General features: G+C 44.7%; 16 protein-coding genes. 13 read left to right on the forward strand and 3 right to left on the reverse strand.

All coding sequences use genetic code 11. From position 1 onward, the window contains the following. Nucleotides 1-72 precede the first annotated feature (72 nt). Nucleotides 73-1,824 (forward strand): sensor domain-containing diguanylate cyclase, encoded by a 1,752-nt coding sequence (locus JWH17_RS09135; RefSeq protein WP_205222299.1) that lies wholly within the window; start codon nucleotides 73-75, stop codon nucleotides 1,822-1,824. Between the two features lie 226 nt (nucleotides 1,825-2,050). Then, nucleotides 2,051-2,227, forward strand: coding sequence for a hypothetical protein (locus JWH17_RS09140; protein WP_205222300.1), 177 nt, complete (start codon nucleotides 2,051-2,053; stop codon nucleotides 2,225-2,227). Between the two features lie 120 nt (nucleotides 2,228-2,347). Here JWH17_RS09140 and JWH17_RS09145 read toward each other — a convergent pair whose 3' ends face one another. From JWH17_RS09145 to glgB, 3 genes are all read right to left on the reverse strand, one after another. Beyond that, nucleotides 2,348-3,652 carry a CDP-alcohol phosphatidyltransferase family protein gene (locus JWH17_RS09145; RefSeq protein ID WP_205222301.1) on the reverse strand — a complete coding sequence of 435 codons (1,305 nt, stop codon included), beginning with the start codon at nucleotides 3,650-3,652 and terminating at the stop codon, nucleotides 2,348-2,350. 344 nt (nucleotides 3,653-3,996) lie between these two features. Next, nucleotides 3,997-7,575 carry an OmpA family protein gene (locus JWH17_RS09150; RefSeq protein WP_205222302.1) on the reverse strand — a complete coding sequence of 1,193 codons (3,579 nt, stop codon included), beginning with the start codon at nucleotides 7,573-7,575 and terminating at the stop codon, nucleotides 3,997-3,999. Between the two features lie 45 nt (nucleotides 7,576-7,620). Further along, nucleotides 7,621-9,549, reverse strand: a complete 1,929-nt coding sequence (gene glgB, locus JWH17_RS09155; protein ID WP_205222303.1) for a 1,4-alpha-glucan branching protein GlgB — start codon at nucleotides 9,547-9,549, stop codon at nucleotides 7,621-7,623. Between the two features lie 1,215 nt (nucleotides 9,550-10,764). Between glgB and JWH17_RS09160 the strand changes: the two genes are divergently transcribed. Genes JWH17_RS09160 through nuoL form a run of 11 tightly spaced genes read left to right on the forward strand, consistent with a single transcriptional unit; the run spans nucleotide 10,765 to nucleotide 21,247 of the window. Then, nucleotides 10,765-11,124, forward strand: coding sequence for an NADH-quinone oxidoreductase subunit A (locus JWH17_RS09160; RefSeq protein WP_205222304.1), 360 nt, complete (start codon nucleotides 10,765-10,767; stop codon nucleotides 11,122-11,124). Further along, nucleotides 11,115-11,627, forward strand: coding sequence for an NADH-quinone oxidoreductase subunit B (locus tag JWH17_RS09165; RefSeq protein WP_205222305.1), 513 nt, complete (start codon nucleotides 11,115-11,117; stop codon nucleotides 11,625-11,627). The genes JWH17_RS09160 and JWH17_RS09165 overlap by 10 nt, the downstream gene beginning before the upstream one ends. 1 nt (nucleotide 11,628) lies before the next feature. After that, nucleotides 11,629-13,344 carry an NADH-quinone oxidoreductase subunit D gene (locus JWH17_RS09170; RefSeq protein WP_205222306.1) on the forward strand — a complete coding sequence of 572 codons (1,716 nt, stop codon included), beginning with the start codon at nucleotides 11,629-11,631 and terminating at the stop codon, nucleotides 13,342-13,344. Next, nucleotides 13,341-13,847: an NADH-quinone oxidoreductase subunit NuoE family protein gene (locus JWH17_RS09175; RefSeq protein WP_205222307.1), complete on the forward strand. Its 507-nt coding sequence runs from the start codon at nucleotides 13,341-13,343 to the stop codon at nucleotides 13,845-13,847. The genes JWH17_RS09170 and JWH17_RS09175 overlap by 4 nt, the downstream gene beginning before the upstream one ends. A gap of 12 nt (nucleotides 13,848-13,859) precedes the next feature. Then, nucleotides 13,860-15,104, forward strand: coding sequence for an NADH-quinone oxidoreductase subunit NuoF (nuoF, locus tag JWH17_RS09180; RefSeq protein ID WP_205222308.1), 1,245 nt, complete (start codon nucleotides 13,860-13,862; stop codon nucleotides 15,102-15,104). Nucleotides 15,105-15,148: 44 nt separating this feature from the next. Continuing rightward, nucleotides 15,149-16,687: an NADH-quinone oxidoreductase subunit G gene (locus JWH17_RS09185; RefSeq protein WP_205222309.1), complete on the forward strand. Its 1,539-nt coding sequence runs from the start codon at nucleotides 15,149-15,151 to the stop codon at nucleotides 16,685-16,687. 11 nt (nucleotides 16,688-16,698) lie between these two features. Next, the gene (locus tag JWH17_RS09190; RefSeq protein WP_205222310.1) at nucleotides 16,699-17,985 is read left to right on the forward strand and encodes a complex I subunit 1/NuoH family protein; all 1,287 of its coding nucleotides are present in this window, start codon (nucleotides 16,699-16,701) and stop codon (nucleotides 17,983-17,985) included. 12 nt (nucleotides 17,986-17,997) lie between these two features. After that, entirely contained in the window at nucleotides 17,998-18,522 is a 525-nt protein-coding gene (locus JWH17_RS09195; RefSeq protein WP_205222311.1) for a NuoI/complex I 23 kDa subunit family protein, read from the forward strand. 4 nt (nucleotides 18,523-18,526) lie between these two features. Continuing rightward, nucleotides 18,527-19,036 carry an NADH-quinone oxidoreductase subunit J family protein gene (locus JWH17_RS09200; protein WP_205222312.1) on the forward strand — a complete coding sequence of 170 codons (510 nt, stop codon included), beginning with the start codon at nucleotides 18,527-18,529 and terminating at the stop codon, nucleotides 19,034-19,036. Then, a complete protein-coding gene (nuoK, locus tag JWH17_RS09205) occupies nucleotides 19,033-19,329 on the forward strand; it encodes an NADH-quinone oxidoreductase subunit NuoK (protein WP_205222313.1) in 297 nt (98 codons plus the stop codon). The genes JWH17_RS09200 and nuoK overlap by 4 nt, the downstream gene beginning before the upstream one ends. A 4-nt stretch (nucleotides 19,330-19,333) precedes the next feature. Continuing rightward, the gene (gene nuoL / locus JWH17_RS09210) at nucleotides 19,334-21,247 is read left to right on the forward strand and encodes an NADH-quinone oxidoreductase subunit L (protein WP_205222314.1); all 1,914 of its coding nucleotides are present in this window, start codon (nucleotides 19,334-19,336) and stop codon (nucleotides 21,245-21,247) included.

The following is a 21,247-nucleotide window of genomic DNA, read 5'->3' on the forward strand; positions in this document are numbered from 1 at the left end:
TGTCCTAGCTGTTTAGTCCGCTGTACACGTTGCCCCCTTTCTCTTTTTCAGCTGTGCAGGAGTAGCTTTACTATGTCATTTCAGCTCCATCGGGGAATCCCCGGTTCATCTCTGCGAATAGTACTGATCGTACCGTACGTAACACTTGTTGTTCTGCTAGCTACAGTGCTTGGAATTTTATCCTATCGGACTGGCAGTGACGCTGTGTTGCTGGTTTCCAATCACTTACTTGAAGAGACTGCCAGCCGTATCAGTCTGGCCGTGGATAGGCATGTTGTTGGTTCAGTGGCGACACTCAAAGCGGCTTTCCCTGAGAAGATGGTTGCACCGGATTCAATCGAGCAGGATCTTGAAAATATCAAAACCCGTTTCTGGATAGCCACTTCGTTGCATACTGATCCCAATAACTATGTTTATTATGGATCAACCAGCGGCCAGGCTTTTGGTCTTTACCGTCACTCTGAAGAACGAGCTGAATTGCGGATTAAGTTTAAACCGGAAGAGCATCGAACCATATATTTTTTTGAAGGATTGAACGGGAAACCCGTTCTTAGCCACAAGGAAGAGAAATTATTCGACCCAAGAGTCCGTCCTTGGTTTCAGGTTGCCGAAACCAGTGATATCGATATCTGGACTTCCGTATATATTGATTTCGGAACAAATGATCTGGTCGCTACCAGGGCACGTCGGGTCCTGGATGAATTCGGAAATCTCAAGGGGGTGGTGGCTACGGATATGCCGTTGCGAGCCCTGAATACGTTTGTTAGTTCGTTGGATATTTCCAAGAATGGTATTGCCTTTATCATTGAGCCTAACGGAGACCTTATAGCCTCCTCTTGCAGCCCAAATATAAGGAGTCTTAAAGATGGGAAGATGAGGAGATTGAATGCAGCGGAAAGTGAAAACCAGATGCTGGTTGAGGTGTACAAACAAGTTGAAAAGCGCCGTGCGGGAAACACAAACAAGGTGCAGATAGATCCTTTCTATTTTTATAATAAAGAGGGCGCAAAAGTCCATGTAGCCTATTCCAGATTTCAGGATCAATCGGGCTTGATCTGGATCAATATTGTGGCAATACCTGACCAGGATTTCATGGGGGGCATTAGTCATAATGTCCGGCGTACAATTTTCCTGGCTGCTTTGGCTACGCTTTTTGTCGTACTCATAGGACTTTCTATTCTCAATTGGGTTACACGAGATCTCAAAAAATTATCTTTTGCTGCCAATCAGGTTGGGAGCGGTTCACTCGAACATCCCATCAATATCAGGCGTAGTGATGAAATAGGTGAGCTGGCTCAAAGCTTTCAAGCTATGCAGCAGCGATTGCAGACGGATCATCTGACAAGACTCCCAAATCGATACGCCTATGAACAAGCGCTCGGAGAAGCGATATGCCGTATTGAATCATCACCGATTGAGAAATTCGCAGTTATGTTTATCGATGTGAACGATTTCAAGAAGATTAATGATAAACATGGACACGAAATTGGTGACAATGTACTGATTGAGTTGGCGCTTCGGCTGCGTACCCAAGTGCGCAAGGAGGATATGGTTGCCCGATTTGCAGGTGATGAGTTTGTTGTTCTTTTTTACGATATCGATTCACGCGACGATCTCAAAGTCATTTACAATAAAATAGCTACTGCACTCTCCGAACCTATGCATATGGGAAGTGGTTCCATCAATTTATATGGCGCAGCCATCGGTGTAGCCTATTGTCCTGAAGATGGAACCACAGCAAAAGAGTTGCTGATAAAAGCCGACCACGAGATGTATGCCCATAAAGATCAATTGAAACAAATGAAAAATGATCCGAGCCTCTAGCTTTTGTATGCAATCACATCCGTGATTGCCAACAAAACGAGAAAAAATCTGGGAGGGACTACTTGCATAGAGAGCGGCAAGGCAGACTCAATTGAGTGGATTAATTCGTTTAGATACGTCAATGTTCTTTATATGCAAGGCTCATGGGGTGTCTCTCTTGGAGAGATCGTGTCCATTCGGTCTCAATAGTTTGATCAAAAATACCTTTATTCGTTAAGGCGGTCAGTTGTCAAAATGGTTGACCGAGCCTACAGCCATGCCCACCATGGAAAATATTGAAGCCATCTCTGCAAGGGGGCATAGTCTGTTTATAGGCATAGGGGCAGGTTTTGGTCGCTTGTTGATTGAGCGAGTAATTCGGCAACCGGTTTTTTGGGGATACCGTAGGGGCTGTGTTGGGTAAAAGTAGATTGCGGAAAGAGAGGATTTGATCCAGAAGAATTATTTTTTTAGTATTTAAAAAGCAAAGCCCATTTTAGTGCCTTAGACGAGCGGTGGTGCTAAATAAGGGGTATGTGAGATGTTATTTTTCTTGAATGGGATCATGAAGCCATTTTCTTCCCGCAACAATATAGAGCGATACAGAGAAAAGAATAAAATATCCAAACATCTCTACATTCTTTGTTTTAAGTACAAAGGAGATGGCAACAATAATTGTTGCGCTGGTGAGAAAGAATAACGGTTTGGGGATATGTTTGAGGATGACTCGTGCAAAGTGGGCAAAACGAATGTGACTGATCATTAACCCCACTGTACCGGCCGCTATTATCCATAGCAAAATAGGCTCTGCAACCAAAGCTGCACCAAGAACTATTAATGCACCTGCCGGACTTGGTAATCCATTGAAAACGCCTTCAGGAATATCTGTCCGTTTTTTATCAACAGTAACAAAGCGAACGAGCCGATAAGCAACTCCGACAAAAAATAAAGTGGCAAAAAGCCATGCCAGATTCCCACCTGATTGAACAATGACATAGGCTGGTGCAAGACCAAAACTAACAAAATCAGCAATGTCATCCAAGTAGGGTCCATACTTGGTTCCACCATGTTTTTCCGCCATGCGTCCATCAAAAAGATCAAAAAGCTGACCTAGGATTATAACAAAAATAGCCCAGGCAAAGAACTTGTTATGAGTCAGAATCAGGCTGGTTACACCACAGAAAAAGTTAAGGGTAGACAGTATATCAGCATATAAGCGATTGGGGATAAATTTAAAAACCACCGAGGCAGCAGCAAGAATAATGCAGGCTATAAGTACCTCATCGCCTATATTAACAACAAAAAGCCCTGAACTCTTTTCTAATAATGAACAAAAAATCATCAAGGTAAAGCAGATGATGGCTTTGATTTTTCCGAAATTATTAGCTGCTACTGAACACTTCATGTATGAGAGAATGTGTCTGGCTAAAAATTGGCCAAAGAGTTCTATGGCTACAAGTGTCCAGACAAGTTTGATTGACAGAATCCCGGCATAGGCAAAGCCAAGCAATGGTGGCAGGTATGTCAGTTTGTCGCACATGGGGTCAAGCCATTCTCCCCATGTGGTTGAGAGGTTACACACCCTGGCCACTGTCCCATCAACACCATCGAGTATTGCGGCAAAGGTGAAAATAATTATTGCAATAGCCTGAAATCCTGCAAAAAAATAGAGAACATAAGCTACTAGAGCAATCGCTGTGCGCCAGTAGCAAATTGCATTTGGATGCATTAGCCAGAGATTAGCGTGGATAAAATGCTGCATGGACTGTTTGTGGACTGCTCTGGCAAACCAGTAATAAAAGGCAGCCCCAAGTGCGGCAGCAAAAGCAATTAAAAGTAATCGTTCCATGTTATACTCGAAAACGGGTAAGTTCTATCAAAAGGTACGGTTTAAAAAGAGAAAAGTAACTTCAGTTGATGGCCTGTAATTTCGCCTTAATCTCGATCAGTAACTGTGCCGCAATGCTCCTGATCGTGCGCAGAAAAAACAACAGATTCCGCAGGGTGCGGCCGAATAGTGACTGAAATATCATTTTCTGAATGCTTGTTTACCATTAAATTGGAGTTTAGTCCATGGGCAGAGAGCGTATTTAGAGCGGTTGGATATCTTTCATCGATAAGGTGTAAATAATAAAAAAAAGCCCGTTGCAACCAGCTGCAACGGGCTTTTACAAGGTAAAAGAAGTAAGAGTATTATTCAGCTATCGGGTGTAATTCCACCCTTCTGTTTTTTGCACGTCCTTCGGCTGTTGCATTGTCTGCAATAGGATCAGCCATGCCATAGCCCTTTGCAACAAGTCGCTCTGCATCGATTTCTTTTTCAACAAGGTAATCGACTACAGCCTGTGCACGGAGGTTTGAAACCTGCAGGTTTCTCTCCTCATTACCGACCGAGTCTGTGTACCCTGCAACTTCAAGTTGCATTGCTGGGAATTTAAGGAGTGCTGCCGCAACCATGTCCAGGTTTTCCTTGGATGTTGGTGTCAGGTCGGCAGTTCCGGTTTTGAATGTAACGCCGCTAAGGATGATTTTTTGGGTCGGCTCGCATCCCAGTTCGTTAACAACGCTTCCCTCTGCAGAATCGTTACACAGGTCTGCACGGTCAACAATTCCGTCTTTGTCGCTGTCAGGCTCACATCCGGTATCATCAACTTTTACACCAGCAGGAGTGTCTGGACATGCATCAGTCGCATCCATTACACCATCCTGATCGGTATCAGTACTTTGCTTGGCGAGTTGGTTACGTTCGTCTTTGAGGACGTCGAGTTCTTTTTGCAGTGCTTCTGCTTGCGCCTGAAGCTGAGCAGCAGCTTCACTGCTGGCAGCTAGTTGCTGTTGCAACATGCTGTTAGATTCTTCCAGGTCTGCAACAGTCTTTTCTGCTGCTACGAGTTCTTCGCTTTTACCTTTGGCTGCTGCGAGTTGCTTTTCTAGAGCAGCAATTGTCTCTTGGCTCGTAGCCTGTTCTTGAGCAAGTTGCTCGGCAGTGGCGCTTTTTTCGTTGACAGCAGTTGTCAGGGTAGCAATCTCGGCAAGAGAAGATTGCAGTTTAGAACTGACTGATGCAAATTTATTATCGCTTGCAGCAAGAGATTTGGATACCTCTTGGATGTTTCCTTGCAGGGTAGATGCTTCTGCCTCTAAGGAGGCTACCTTCTTCTCTGCAGCTATTTTAGCAGCGTCTGTCTGTTCAACCTTTGCGGTAAGTTCAGCGATCTGTTTGTCAAGTTGTTCAACTTTTGCAGCCTCTTCCTGCAATGCTTTTATCTGCTCTTGTGCGTCAGTTAAGGCATCATTTTTTTCCTGGACTGTAGCTGTAAGCGTTTCAACCTGTCCTGCTTTGGCCTGGGCCGTGGTGAGTTGTTCTGTCAAAGCTACCTGTTGTTCTTTGGCTGTGGCAAGTTCCCCAGCTAAGCCGGTAGCCTGTTCCTGAGCAGCGGCGAGTTCTTCTGTCAATGAGGCCTGTTGTTCTTTGGCTGTGGCAAGTTCTCCCGCCAAGCCGGTAGCCTGTTCCTGAGCAGCTGTAAGTTCTTCTGTTAAGGATGCCTGCTGTTCCTGAGCTGCGGTCAGCTCCTGATTTACGGTAGAGAGTTGCGCTGTTTGCTGTTCCAAAGAAGTAGTAAGCTCACTGTTTTTTGCCTGGCTTTCTTCAAACTGCACTTTCAATGCAGTGAGTTCTCCCGCCAAGCCGGTAGCCTGTTCCTGAGCAGCTGTAAGTTCTTCTGTTAGGGATGCCTGCTGTTCCTGAGCTGTAGTCAGCTCCTGATTTACGGTAGAGAGTTGCGCTGTTTGCTGTTCCAAAGAAGTAGTAAGCTCACTGTTTTTTGCCTGGCTTTCTTCAAGCTGCACTTTCAATGCAGTGAGTTCTTCTACCTGTGCAGAGAGTTCAGCGAGAGTCGCATCTTTAGCGGCAATGGATTCTGCATGAAGAGCTGCAGCATTTTCCAATTCTTCAATCAATGCCGGAAGAGGGGTTAATGTCTCAATTTGCGCGTTAGCTTCAGCCAGAGCCACCTCTTTTTCTTCCAGCGTCGCTTGCAGTGTTTGATTCTGTATCTGCAACTCCTCGACTTGAGTCTGGGTTTCCGCCGCAAAGGCGTCTTTTTCTGCCTCCAGTGCAGCAATAGCAGTAGTTGCTTCTTCTACCTGTAGTTTCAATCCATCTACAGCTTGCTGGTCGGCAAGCATGCTGTCTATTTGGCCGGCGAGCGTAAGATTTTCTTCTTTGAGGGCAGTAAAATTACTGGTCATTTCTTGAAGCTGTGTTTCAAGTTCCTCAGACGCTGTTGTTTGTATTGCCAGTTGTTCCTGAAGTGATGCAACAGTTTCGTTGACACTGTTCAATTTGTCCTGGCTTTCCGTTACTGCGGCTTCGGCCAGCACAATGGCTGATTCAAGTTCGACTATTTTGCTCTGTGCTTCTGTCTCGGCAAGAGCTATTGCTGATTCAAGTTCGGCAATTTTGTCTTGCGCTTCTTTATTGTCTTGTGCTGCTTGTTCAATTTCGGCTTGAGCTACGCTGTTTGCATCAGAGAGTGCAGCAATTTTATCAATACCTTCCTGACGCTTAGCTTCTGTCTGTTTCAGGAGTTCGATAGAGGCTGTAAACTCTTCATTTTTGAGCGCAAGATCAGACTCTAATGCAGCGACTTTTTCCAGCAGGCTGGAGACTTGAGCAGCCTGCTCACTATTGGCCAGTACCAGTGCATCAAATTCTTGCGTCTTGCTGCGCAGAGCCTGCTGCAGGGATTCACCTTCATTGACTGCTGCTGTAAGAGCTGCTTGTTTTTCATCGATGAAAGTTTGCAGGCTCGCTATCTGTTCTTCAAAAGGAAGAAGGGATTGTTCTTTTTCCTGACCAAAGCGAAACATGGCTTCTGCCCTAAGATCGGCTTTTTTCAGGTTGTTACGGGTGATTGCAAGCTGGGACGTAGCATCGGTTAATTTAGCTTTAAGCCGTCCTATTTCGGTGGTCTGTGCCTGAATCTGGTCTTGAAGCTGAGCAAGCTGATCTTCATTTTCCTGGACGATTTTGTCGGATTTGGTGTTTGTTAGCTCTGCATCAACCAGGGCTGCTTTAAGTTGTTGGATGGCAGTGCTTGATGCTTCATATTTTTTCTTAAGTTCGTTGTTTTTTTCAGCAAGGGCTACTATTCGCTCATTGGCTACGCTAACGGCCTTTTCGTTTTCCTGTAGCGCAAGTTGAGCAGCAACCAGTTCTTCAGCGGTTGCCTTATTTTTCTCCAGTTCTGCACTGAGTGACTGTTTACCTTTGCGCAAAGCGCTGATGGCAGCATTGGCTTGTTCGGTTTGCTTGAGCAACTCCCGGTATTTATTGGCTACAATTTCCTGCGCTTCAAGCAACTCAAGAATCTGCTTTTCTTTCTGAGCAAGTTCATCACTGAGCTTCTGTTGACTGGCTACAACAGCCATATCTGCCTGCTGTTCTGCCTGTTTAGCTGCAACCTGCTCAGGAGCAGGTTGCTGCTGTTTATCTTCAGCCTCTGCTTCAATTGCCGGTTGGGCCTGATCATGCGCGATGGGCTCATCATGGGCAGTAAGGGAAGCTGGAGCAGTCTCTTCCGAGTCTTGATCCGATGTCGGGGCTACATCAGTATGATGTTGGTCTGTGAGCTGCGCATGCTGCTCTACTGGGGTTGCGGCATGTTCGCTTGAGAGGGGGTTGTTTCTTTTCAGCTCGCCGTGGTATTTGGCGACCATGACGTAAACAACAATACCAACTACTGTCAGGATAATCGTACGTGTTTTCATAGGCCTTTTCAGTTACGGGTTTGTTTCAGTTAATACAAAAGATGATCAACATGGTTTAAGAATAAGCGTTGTCAAGGGCGGCAGGGTAAGAGTTAATGAGTTATCCAGGCTGTGGCAAGCCTCAGGAGATGAATGTAATTCCTGAGGATTGGATACATCACTACCATTATATATGCCTAAATCGGAATTGATGAGTTCCGAATAACGTCCTGGCTTTGGTACGCCTATTTTGTACTGTGTGCGAACAACAGGAGTAAAATTACAGATAATAATGAGAAAGTCATCAGGATTTTTTGCAAATCGGACAAAAGATAACACTGAGTTGTCTGAATCGTTAGCGTCAATCCATGAAAAACCTGTCCAATCAAAATCCTGTTCATACAACGCAGGCTCACTTTGATAGACCAGGTTAAGGTCCCTCATGAATCTATGGACACCGGCATGCTGAGGAGCTTTCAGAGCCTTCCATTCTATCCCCGTGTCGTAGTTCCATTCCTGGCGTTGTCCAAATTCACCACCCATAAAAAGTAATTTTTTACCAGGGTATCCCCACATAAATCCATAATAAGCTCGGAGTCCAGCAAATTGCTGCCAGTCATCACCCGGCATTTTTGCGAGCAGCGAACTTTTACCGTGAACCACTTCATCATGACTGAGTGGCAAAATAAAATTTTCATGAAAGGCATAGAGCATACCAAACGTCATTCGGTTGTGATGGTATTTTCTGTAAAGAGGATCGGTGGCCATGTATTCGAGCGTGTCATGCATCCAGCCCATGTTCCACTTGAGGCTAAAACCAAGTCCACCAAGGTACGTAGGGCGAGATACCATGGGCCAGGAAGTCGATTCTTCTGCAATAGTCAATATACCTGGGAATACCCCATGAACAACTTCATTGGTTTTTTTAAGGAAATGAATAGCCTCGAGATTTTCTCTGCCCCCGTATTCATTGGGTATCCATTGACCATCATCACGCGAATAATCCAGGTAAAGCATGGAAGCCACGGCATCTACGCGGAGTCCGTCGATGTGATATTTATCAAGCCAGAAAATGGCGTTGGAGATGAGAAAAGAGCGAACTTCATTTCGACTGTAATTAAAAATCAAGGTCCCCCAGTCCTGGTGTTCACCTTGAAAAGGATGCTGGTGTGAATAAAGATGAGTTCCGTCAAAAAAATTGAGCCCTGATCCATCTTTGGGGAAATGGGCGGGAACCCAATCAAGGATGACCCCCAGTCCGGCCTGATGACATTGATCCACCAAAAACATGAAATCTTCTGGAGCTCCGAAGCGAGACGTTGGAGCGAAAAAACCAAGCACTTGATATCCCCAAGATCCATCGTACGGATATTCGGCAATGGGGAGAATTTCAAGGTGAGTAAAACCTAGATCTTTAACATAGGGAATGAGTTGTGCAGCTAGTTCGCGATATGTCAGAAATCTGTTGCCGTATTTCTCGTCGCTAGGTTTACGCCATGAACCTAGCTGAACTTCATAAATGGAAATAGGCCTATCTAAATTTTGTGTCTGTTTTCTTGATTGCATCCAGTGGGTATCCTGCCACTGGTATTTATCAAGATTAACCACTACCGAACCGGTCTTGGGGCGTTCTTCCATCGCAAACCCGTAGGGATCTGCTTTATCAAAAGTTTGAAGATCCTGGGTGGTTATGTGAAATTTATAAACGGTATATTCACTTAAGCCGGGTATAAATAAACTCCATATTCCGGAGTCAGAAGGGTGCATTATATGGAATGAGCTGTCCCAGTTGTTAAAATCTCCGATAACAGCAACGCGTTTGGCATTGGGAGCCCATACGGCGAAAACAACACCATGTTCATCCTCAGTAGTTATGAGGTGGGCACCCAGTTTTTCGTAGACTTTTTCGTGGGTACCTTCACCTATCAGGTGTGTATCAAAATGCGTGAGCCATTTGCGAGGTACTGGTTTGCCGACAGGGTATGTTGTGCTCATTGTTGCAGGCGCCTAGCCTTGGAGAAAAGTGAATAGTTAATACCTGGATCTATTTTAGAGTGTATGACAACTAACCATATGCATTAAAAGAATGTCAACGTACTACCATTTTGTTTTCAAATCGTCCATCATGATTAACCCGTGTTGAAAAATATTAAAAGAAGGTAACTGGTCAAAGCACCCCACGGAGTCTCCCGTAGGTCGCTTACCTCTTCGGACGGTCACGATCTCCAGCATAGATAGGCTGCCGGAGTTTTATGCTCGCTTGCGAAAAATCGAGCCGGCCCAAATATGAAGCGCCTGCAACCAGTTGTAGATTTTGATTAAATCAGTTGGTTATCATCCTCAGTGAGTATTTACAAAAGAAGAACATAACTGTTAAGCAAGGATCAACCCGAATTTCTCCAGAGCATTTTGTTATTCCAGGAAAAAATAGTGATTTCATAACTATGCTATTAAAATCAATCAGATTTAAAATTAACAAAATGCTTACCAACGGTCAGTTTATGCGATACCATCTTCTGCAATATTTTGGTAGTAAAAGGTAAATGAAGATTCCGATAGCCTCCCATGATTCATTGTCAAAAATTTTGAACCCGGCATCGCCTGCACTGATCAGTACTCCTGGCTAAAAGCTGTCAATCTGCTCCGAAATGTCACTGTTCAGCAGTGCTCCATATGTTTACAAGCCTACCTATTAGCTCTGCAGCGGTATACTGGGTAGGCAGATCGTAGAGAGTTGGGGTGATGCGGAATAGTTACAGAAGAACATGAGTCGATTGGTTGCCAGAACCAAACTTTTATTCTTTACCAGGTGCAACAGGTAAAATGAATTTTACAAGAGGTAAAAAAAAGGTCGAGCCATACAGATAGCACGTGTGCGAAATGTGCAATCGTACGCCTGGTTGTTTGTTTGGTTGTTTGTGCCTGTCAATTATTCTGCGGTCAAAGAGGGGTGGAGGAGAGAGAGATAGAACGTAAGAGATATTAAGCAGGAAAAACTGACTGGCTTTGCACAATTTGCATATATTCTTTTTGGACTGTGGGGATCTGAGGGAGTCCATATTTTTATGAATTAATTGTTTTTTCTTGACAGAATGGCGGAGTGAAGTTAATGAATAGCGGTTCATTTTTATTCTTTTTTAGTCCAACAATTGGAGCTGGTTACAGCTCAAGCGGCTGAAAATTACTAATCAGAGTTGAGAGGTTGAAGCGATGACAACTGAACTGGTTCTCTCGGCAATTGCTCTCATAGGGATTGCCGTATTTATCCCGCTTTTCATGGTCGCAATGACTGTGTTGGGGCCACGTGCTAAAGGCGAGATGAAGAACGATCCGTATGAAAGCGGTATCAAGCGTATGATCGGACTTGCTGAACAAAAGTTCAGCGTCAAGTTTTATCTACTAGCGATTCTTTTTCTCCTGTTCGACATAGAAGCAGTGTTCATGTATCCGTGGGCCGTCAGCGTTCGTGAACTTGGTTGGTTTGGGTTTACTGAAATGCTGGTCTTTATGGTGCTGCTCCTGACAGGGCTTATCTACATCTTAAAGAAAGGGGTGCTCAATTGGCGTTAGGATTAGAAGCAAAACTGGGCGATTCGGTACTGACAACACAACTTGATGTAGTTGTCAACTGGGGCCGACAGTATTCACTATGGCCTATGGTTTTTGGAACAGCCTGTTGCGCCATCGAGTTTATGAGTGCTGCAGCCAGTCAGCATGATATTTCAAGGTGGGGAGCGGAGGTTGTTCGTTTCTCACCACGACAGGCTGACCTGATGCTTGTCTGTGGAACTATCAGTTATAAGCAGGCTCCAATTCTGAAAAGAATTTACGAACAGATGCCTGAACCCAAGTGGGTAGTGGCAATGGGTGCATGTGCCAGTTCCGGTGGTGTCTATGACAACTACTGTACTGTGCAGGGAATTGATGAGATTATTCCCGTCGACGTGTACATCTCCGGTTGCCCTCCACGGCCAGAGGCGGTTCTTGATGCTCTTATGAAGATTCAGGACCAAATCAAAGGTGAAAGCGTATTGGAAGATCGCCATAAAGATTTTAAAGGGATTCTCGACTGATATGAATACGAAGGCACTCGAACTCATTCAGGGGGCTTTTCCAGAGGTTCCTTGTGAAACTAGCATCGATTCGGTAGTCCTTACAGTACAGCCAGATGAGCTGGAAAAAACATTAACCAAGCTGAAAAAAGATCCGACTTTGGACTTTGGTCTGCTGCTTGATGTTACTGCAATAGATTATTTGGATTATCCGCAAAAATCAAACATTCGGTTTTACGTGGTGTACACCATAAGAAACTGGAAAGAAAATTTGGTTGTACAGGTTCGTATACCTGTTAATGATCCTGAGGTTGGCATACCTACAGCCAGTCACATATGGGATTCCGCCAACTGGGGTGAGCGTGAAACCTATGACCAGTACGGCATTAATTTTCAGGGGCACCCTGATTTGCGCCGAATTCTCAATCACTGGCAGTTTGAAGGGCACCCATTGAGAAAAGACTATAAGATAGACGCCCGCCAGGTCTGTTATGAATCTGATAGTCTGGAAAAAGAAATTAAGGCGCGCCTTGCCACAAAAGGTATTGATGAATTGACCCTTAAGGATATCAATACCGAAATTATGTTTCTTAATATCGGACCTTCGCATCCCGCAACGCATGGTGCCATCCGTATTCTTTCGGCGCTTGACGGTGAGACAGTTGTCGCCAATGTTAATGAAATTGGTTATCTCCACCGCGGTTTTGAAAAAACAGCTGAAGACAGAACCTATAATCAGATTATTCCCCTTACAGACCGGCTTAATTATTGTTCATCACTGATGAACAATGTGGCATTTGTTAAGGCTGTTGAGTCATGGATGGGCATAGAAATAACTGAAAGAGCACAGTTCATGAGAGTTGTTCTTTCGGAATTTTACAGGGCTCTTGATCACTTGGTTTGTCTTGCTGCTCTTTTTGTCGATATGGGTGGTTTGACCAACTACTGGTATCTGTACAATGAAAAAGAAGCTGCCTATGATCTTATCAGCCGACTGTGCGGAGCACGATTGACCAGTTCCTTTACTCGAGTTGGCGGAATGTATCGTGATTTCTACGAAGGCTGGGAAATCGATATGGAAAACCAGCTCAAAGCTATTGAAAAGGGTGTTGCTGACTCCTTGACCTTGGTAGCTAAGAATCGTATCGTCCACGATCGTTCGCAAAACATCTGCTGTATTTCTCCTGAAACTGCTCTTTCTTATGGCTTTACCGGTCCTAATCTTAGGGCATCAGGTGTACCTTTCGACCTGCGTAAAGATAATCCGTATTATAATTACGAAGCTTTTGATTTTTCAATCCCCGTTGGAAGTAATGGCGATATATATGATCGTATAATGGTCCGGTTTGAAGAAATATTCCAAAGTATTTCCGTCATTCGCCAAGCCATGAAAATGATCCCCGCAGGTCCTGTCAATATCCATGATAATAAAGTGACCCTACCTGCCAAAGATAAAGTCTATGACAATATCGAAGGTCTTGCCGGACACTTTAAACTGATATTTGAAGGTGTGAAAACCCCGGCTGGTGAATGGTACGACTCTTTTGAAGCTGCCAACGGTGAGCTTGGTTTTCATTTTGTGTCTGACGGCTCAGGAAAGCCCTATAAATGTAAGGTGCGTCCACCATGTTTTTATACCATGGGTGGATTCCATGAAATGGTTGAAGGTGAAATGATTGCCGATGCGGTTATCAATCTGAGTAGCATCAATATTATCGGTGGAGAGTTGGACAGATGAGCGATAGATCACAATTAATTGAAACTGGGACGCCGTTTCAGTTCGACGCAGAGCGAGATGCGGAATTTGAAAGGCTCGTCAAGCGCTATCCAACTCGTGAATCAATGATACTTCCTGCCCTCTGGTTGACGCAGGAACAGGAAGGATGGATAAGCGCTGAAGCCATTGGTTATATTGCCGACAGGATTGGTACCTTTGCCAGTAAAGTCTTTGAGGTAGCAACGTTTTATACAATGTATAACCTCCACCCTGTTGGTGAATATCATATCTGTGTCTGTAGAACACTCTCCTGCTACCTTCTTGGGAAGCAGCAGATAGTTGACTATCTTTATCAGGAACTTGGGATCAAACCAGGTGATGTTAGTAAGGATGGGAAATTCAGCCTCGAAGAAGTTGAATGTCTTGGCCATTGCGGAACCGCTCCTGTGGTACAGGTCAACGGTGAGTTCCACGAAGATATGGACGTGGAAAAAATGAAGGCACTTTTGGCCACCCTGAAATAGGAGAGGACTGTCATGGAAGTAAAACTACTCAGTGCCAGATTCGACGTAGAAAATTGTAATAAAATTGAGGTGGCACTTAAGAATGGAGCCTATTCGGTACTGGATAAAGCATTCAGTATGGAACCCGGAGAGGTGACAGACGAGGTCAAAAATAGCGGTCTCCGAGGCCGTGGTGGTGCTGGTTTTCCTACAGGTTTGAAATGGACATTTTTGCCTAAACAAACAGAAAAGCCAGTTTATCTTGCCGTCAACTCCGATGAATCCGAACCTGGGACCTTTAAAGATCGCTATATTCTGGTTCGTGACCCGCATATGTTGATCGAAGGTATTATCATTTCCTGTTATGCCATTGGCAGTCATGACGCCTACATCTATATTCGTGGAGAGTATACTACTCAGGTAAAGGTGCTTCAGGCTGCGATTGATGAGGCATATGAGGCCGGTTATCTTGGCGACAAAGTTGCAGGCAACGATTACCGGGTTGATGTTACTGTGCATCGTGGGGCAGGTGCCTATATATGTGGTGAAGAAACAGCGCTCCTTGAATCCATTGAAGGGAAAAAAGGACAGCCAAGAAGTAAACCACCATTTCCTGCCGTTGAGGGACTTTATGGATGCCCAACTATTATCAATAATGTGCAGAGTATAGCCTCTGTTCCTTATATAGTATCTAACGGTGCTGATGCATACAAGGCTTATGGCACCGAAAAAAGCCCGGGGACCCACCTTTTCGGTATATCAGGGCTGGTGGAAAAGCCAGGCATGTATGAATTGCCCCTTGGGTTACCGATTCTTGAGGTGATTGAAAAGGTTGCCGGCGGAGTGAAGGGCGGCAAAAAACTCAAGGGCGTTATTCCCGGAGGTAGTTCAACACCGGTACTGCTCCCTGAAGAGTTGGAAACGGTCACCATGGACTATGAATCAATGGCTGAACATAAAACCATGTTCGGTTCCGGTGGCATGGTTGTACTCGATGAAGACGTCGATGTTGTGAAATTGGTGAAAAATTTAATTGATTTTTATCACCATGAGAGCTGTGGTCAATGTACACCCTGCCGTGAAGGACTTGGCTGGATGCTTAAGATAGTTAAAAAGATCATTAACGGTGATGGTACTCTTGATGATGTTAACTTACTTAGAGAACTCTGTGACAATATCGAAATGAAAACTGTATGCGTGCTTTCGGCAGCATGTACCATGCCTGTGCGGGCCTTTCTAGACAAGTTCCGGCATGAATTCGAAGCCTATGTTCAATGAAGTTTTCAATGTCAAAGCAAAGTAATAGGGATAGGTAAAGAACCATGGCAGAAATGGTAAAACTGTCCGTAAATGGACAGGAAGTTGAAGTCGAGGCAGGGAAAAACCTGATCGACGCTGTTGGTGCCGTCGGCATAGAAATCCCCCATCTATGCTATCATCCTGCTCTTGGCGCAGACGGCAATTGTCGTATGTGTCTGGTAGGGATCGAAGACGGTAGACCTCCTTTGGTACCGGCATGCAAAACGCCCGCAGCTGAGGGAATGAAGGTACAACTGGATGCTGAACACATCAAAAAGATTCAGCACGATGTGATGGAGCTTGAGCTCATTAACCATCCAACAGATTGTCCGATCTGTGACCAGGCTGGTGAATGTGCCCTTCAGGATTATTACCAGAAATACGACGGTCAAGAGAGTCGTATGACCGTTCCACAAGTTCAAAAATCAAAAAAACTTGATTTTGGCTGTGGAGTTATCCATGATCAGGAACGTTGTATCCTTTGTGCACGCTGTGTTCGTTTCACCCGCCAAATTACAAAAACAGGTGAACTCGGCATCGTTAACAGAACAGATGATGCTAGAGTTACTACTTTTCCAGGCCGTCCATTAAACAATAGGTATGCGCTGAATGTTGTAGATCTTTGTCCTGTTGGTGCTATGACCAGCAGTGATTTCCGTTTTAAGCAACGGGTATGGTTCCTGACCAGAGATAAGGGGATTTGCCACGGTTGCAGTAAGGGTTGCAACATCTTTATCGATCATCATAAGGAAAAGTATAAAGACGATATTATCTATCGATACCGACCATTTGTGAACGAGCAGGTCAATGGCTACTTCATGTGTGATGAAGGCAGGATGACCTACAAGAAAGAAAATCAGGATAGGTTGCTTGTTGCCAAGGCTAATAACGCTGAATCGATTATAAGTAGTGCAGTTGATTCACTGAAAAATTCTATTTCCAGTTCCAATAAACCGGTTTTTCTTGTTTCTCCGAACTGCTCTCTGGAGCAAATGTACGCCATTAAAAAACTTGGTGAGGCAAAAGGCGCCACGGTTAGCGGCTTTAGCGATGGTTATATCCTAGAGGGTGATGGCGATGACTTCCTCATCCAGGATGATAAGGCCGCCAACAGAGCCGGGCTTGAATTGTTGGGAGTTGATACCACCAAGGAAGCTTTTGAATCAGCGATGAAAGAAGCGGACCTCCTTGTTAACTTCAACAATGATCTTGCAAAGAGCTATGATGCAGCGGCGCTTGATGAACTCATAGGTGATTGTAAGTTTGCTATGGTCGCAACAACACAGGATGCTCTTACAGAGAAAGCAGAAATTGCTATACCGGCAGCGTCTTACTCCGAGTACAGCGGTAGCGTTATCAATACAGACAACATCCTGCAGATGTTTAACAAGGCGGTCGTTAAAAACGAGCCCTTTGATGATATAGTGAACATTGTCAGCCGAATTGGTGGAGACGTAAATGAAAACTCCGCAGCTTGGGCTGGAATGAAGGCGAGTGTTCCCGCACTCAAGGATGTTGAACCTGAACAAATCCCTGAGCAGGGATTGGCACTTAATAGTTAAAGAGGGCTCTAATGACGCTGCAGGATATACTTCTAATTATCATACGAGTAGCTATAGGAGCATTTGTACCGCTCTGTTTTGTAGCTGTCTCTGTGTGGATGGAACGGCGAGGCGCTTCTTTTATCCAGGACCGATCTGGACCTAACCGCGCTAATATTCTTGGTTTCCGTGCTGGTGGACTTATCCAGAACCTTGCGGATGCTGTAAAATTATTTTTCAAAGAAGACGTAATTCCGGCACATATCAAACATAAATTTTATTTTGTACTTGCACCTATTATTGTTTGTGTGACCGCTCTTGTTTCTTTTGCCGTAGTGCCTTTTGCAGATACTCTGGTGCTGGGGGACAAAGAATACCTTATGCAAGCTATCCCAACGGACCTTGGTATACTTTGGTTTCTTGCCATTGCAAGTTTTGCTGTGTACGGAATCATCCTTGCCGGTTGGTCTTCGCATAACAAATACGGTATGCTTGGTGGTCTTCGTTCTGCTGCCCAGGTAATCAGCTATGAAATTCCAATGGGACTAGCCATCATCAGTTTGCTCGTGGTGTATGGGACAGTAAGCCTGAATGAAATGGCTCAATTTCAGGGTCAGCTCTTGTTTGGTTTTATACCGATGTGGGGCGTCATTCTCCAACCAATAGGGGTAGTCATTTTTATGGTTGCTGCCTTTGCCGAAGCAAATCGAACACCTTTTGACCTTGCTGAAGGTGAGAGTGAAATCGTAGCTGGTTATCATGTTGAGTATAGTGGGTTGAAATTCACTATCTTTTTCATGGGTGAGTATGTGGCTATGTTCGCTTCGAGCGCTATCATTGTCACGCTATACTTCGGCGGATATCAAATTCCCTGGTTTAACACAGCTACCCTTCTGAAATATGCCGTACCAGTAACATTGCTATTGATGATCGCTACCCCGATTATAGCCAAATTTGTTGCTGCCTGGATTCGTAAAAACAATGTCAGTCATTACGAACGGGAAAATGATCCTCGGGTAAGGGAAGCTAATGTATATATCAAGATTGTATGGGGAGCGGTGATCCTGTTGGAGGCCATTTTCTTTCTCTATCTTGTTTTTGCATCAGGCGGAGCAGCTGACAATATTCTTGTTGCTTGTCTCCAGATCTGTACTTTCCTCGCAAAAACCACCTTTATGTTGTTCGTTTATGTCTGGGTGCGATGGACGTTGCCACGTTTTCGTTATGATCAGTTACAGAAGTTGGGATGGAATGTACTGTTGCCGCTCTCTCTTCTGAATATTTTTGTAACCAGCGCTATCGTCGTTGCGTTGAGCTAATAGGGAGTAGCCATGAGCATTAAAGTTAAAACCATAGTGCGTTACGGCAGGAGCTGGCAGGAACGGCTCTATCTCATAGAGGTTTTTAAGGGTATGGCCTGCACATTCCGGCATTTCATAACCAACTTCCTTGATAATTCCAAACTATATGTAAGGCATTATCCAGAAGTGAAACCTGAGATCACACCGCGCTGGAGAGGACGTCACAGGTTGACTACTCACGAAGACGGCACGATTAAGTGTGTAGCTTGTTACATGTGCCAGACGAACTGTCCTGCCCAGTGCATCCAGATCGAAGCTGGTGAGCGAACTGACGGTCGAACTGAAAAAGTTCCGCTCAAGTTCGATATTGATCTTTTGGAATGTATATACTGCGGATATTGCGTAGAAGCCTGCCCAATGGACGCAATTAGAATGGATACAGGTATTTTCTCGGTCACAGCTACTAACCGTGAAGAGATGAAAATGACTATTGACCAACTTCGCTCGACCCCTGGTGCATTTAGCGAAGAAGAGTACAAGAAAGGAGGCGCTTGATATCATGTTTGCCGATGGGCTTTTCATTCTTTTTACGGTAATTGCTGTAACAGGAGCAGCAGGGTTGGTCTTATTTAAGCATCCAATGAATGGAGCAATGAGTTTTATCGTAACACTCATTGCCATGGCAGGGCTTTATGCGCTGCTGTCTGCAAAATTAATTTTTGCCATCCAACTCATTGTTTATGCTGGTGCGATCATGTCATTGATCCTCTTCATTATAATGTTCCTGAATATTCAGGAAGAAGATTTACCTGTTGAAGAGGGCAGGTTTAAATATCTGATTGGCGGTGCGATTATCGTAGCTCCGATCGGGTTATTCCTGACCAGAGTTATTAAAAGTTTTCCAGGTGCTGAAAAAACTATCACTGTTGAAGGATTTGGCGGAATTAAAGAAGTAGGGCTTATTCTTTTTCGAGAGTGGCTGCTACCCTTTGAGATCGTTTCTATTCTTCTACTTGTGTCCCTTGTCGGTGCCGTTGTGCTTGCAGGAAAAAGGAGGATGGTCAAATGATTCAGAGTTATCTCACTGTGAGTATCCTGCTCTTTTGTATCGGAATTGTCGGTGTCATATCTCGCAGGAATGTTTTTACCGTATTCATGTCTATTGAGCTTATGCTGAATGCAGCTAACCTCGCTTTTGTTACCTTTTCCAGGTTGCATGAAACTATGGATGGTCACGTTCTCGCACTGATAGTAATGGCTGTAGCTGCTGCCGAAGCCGCTCTTGCACTTGCTGTCGTTATTCTGCTGCATAAGCATAAAGGCCAGTTGGATACCAATGTATTCAGCCTGTTAAAAGGGTGATTTCATGGAACATAATGTAACATTTCTCGGATACATTCCGCTTCTCCCGCTGATAGGTGCAGCTGTTCTCGGCTTCTTTCACATCGGGACTTGCAATCGTAAACCATTAAACGAAAAATTTTACGGGCTGGTAGCCTGCATTGGTCCTTTGCTTGCGTTTGTCCTCGCTTTACGAGTATTTCTCACACTCAAAGGCATGCCGGAAGAGGCTCGCTACCTTAGCCAGAAAGCATTTACCTGGTTCCAGGTTGGCGACCTGGATATTACAATGGGATTTCTGGCTGATCCGCTTAGCTCGCTGATGCTGGTATTTGTAACGCTTATCGGTTCATTGATCCACATTTACTCCATTGGTTATATGGAAGGGGACAAAAATATAGGTAAGTTTTTTGCCTACCTTAACCTTTTCCTTGGCAGTATGTTGATCCTTGTTCTTGGTGACAACCCTGTCGTGATGTTCGTTGGTTGGGAAGGGGTTGGCCTCTGCTCCTACCTGCTGATCAGTTATTACTCCGAAGGTACTGACAACGTACTTGCAGGAAATAAGGCGTTTATTGTCAACCGTATCGGTGACCTTGGGTTTGTGCTTGGGATGGCCTTCCTTTTCTGGGCAATCGGTGCTGGTGGTTTTGACTATTTTTCACTCAAAGCTAATGCACATAGCCTTACTCCCGGAATAGCCTTAGCTGTCTGTTTACTCCTTTTCGTAGGAGCTACCGGTAAATCTGCACAGATTCCACTGTATGTGTGGCTGCCTGACGCTATGGCTGGTCCTACTCCTGTATCTGCACTCATCCATGCTGCGACCATGGTTACGGCTGGTGTATACATGGTTGCTAGATTTAGCTTCCTTTATGCGCACGTACCTGTCGCCGGTGAAATTGTAGCTTGGGTCGGTATTATTACTGCACTCGTTGCCGCAATTTTCGGTATGTTTCAGGATGATATTAAAAAAGTACTGGCTTACTCAACCGTCAGCCAGTTAGGCTACATGTTTGCCGGTGTAGGTGTAGCCGCCTACTCTGCTGGTATTTTTCATGTTTTTACCCACGCATTTTTCAAAGCGCTTCTTTTTCTAGGTGCTGGTGCAGTCATCTACGCCATGCATCATGAGCAAAACATTTGGAAAATGGGTGGTTTGAAAAACAAGATGCCCAAAACCTATATAACCATGGTGATTGGGGCACTTGCTCTTGCCGGATGCCCGCCTTTTGCAGGCTTTTTCAGTAAGGATGAAATTTTATATTCCGCTCTTGCCACAGGTCATGTGGGAATATGGGCTGTCGGAGTTCTTGTAGCAGGTATGACAGCCTATTACACCTTCCGTATGATCTTTGTCGTTTTTCACGGTGAACCCCGTGACCAAGAAGCATACGATCATTGTCATGAGGCCCCCGCTGTGATGACGGTTCCACTTATTATTCTTGCTGTGGGTGCTTTACTTGCTGGCTTCTTAAACCTGCCTGCCATTTTCGGAGGTCATCAACAAGTTACACACTGGTTGGCTCCTAGTTTGGTAGAACATCACCCGCATGCAAGTCTGTTTGTCGAGATTCTTGCAATAGGTGCCAGTGTTGCTGCTTTTGTAATCGGTATCCGCATTGCCTACAAACGTTTCGCTGTTGGTGCTGAAGAACCAGTATTCTCAGGTTTTAGCAAATTTGCCTACCATAAATTTTATGTTGACGAACTGTATGACGGAATTTTTGTTCAGCCATACAAAAAGATTGGTAATGCTATTCGTAAGACTATTGAACCATCGGTTACTGATGCACCTGTAACGCTCGTTTCTAAGCTGTACATGGTAATAGGGACTGCATTCAAAGTCTTTCAGGTTGGATATGTTAGGGTATACGCCATTTACATGATCGTTGGGCTGAGCTTGATGAGCCTGTTACTGTCACAATCGCTGAACTAG

The organism is Desulfogranum marinum (genome assembly GCF_016918565.1).
Lineage (GTDB): Bacteria > Desulfobacterota > Desulfobulbia > Desulfobulbales > Desulfobulbaceae > Desulfogranum > Desulfogranum marinum.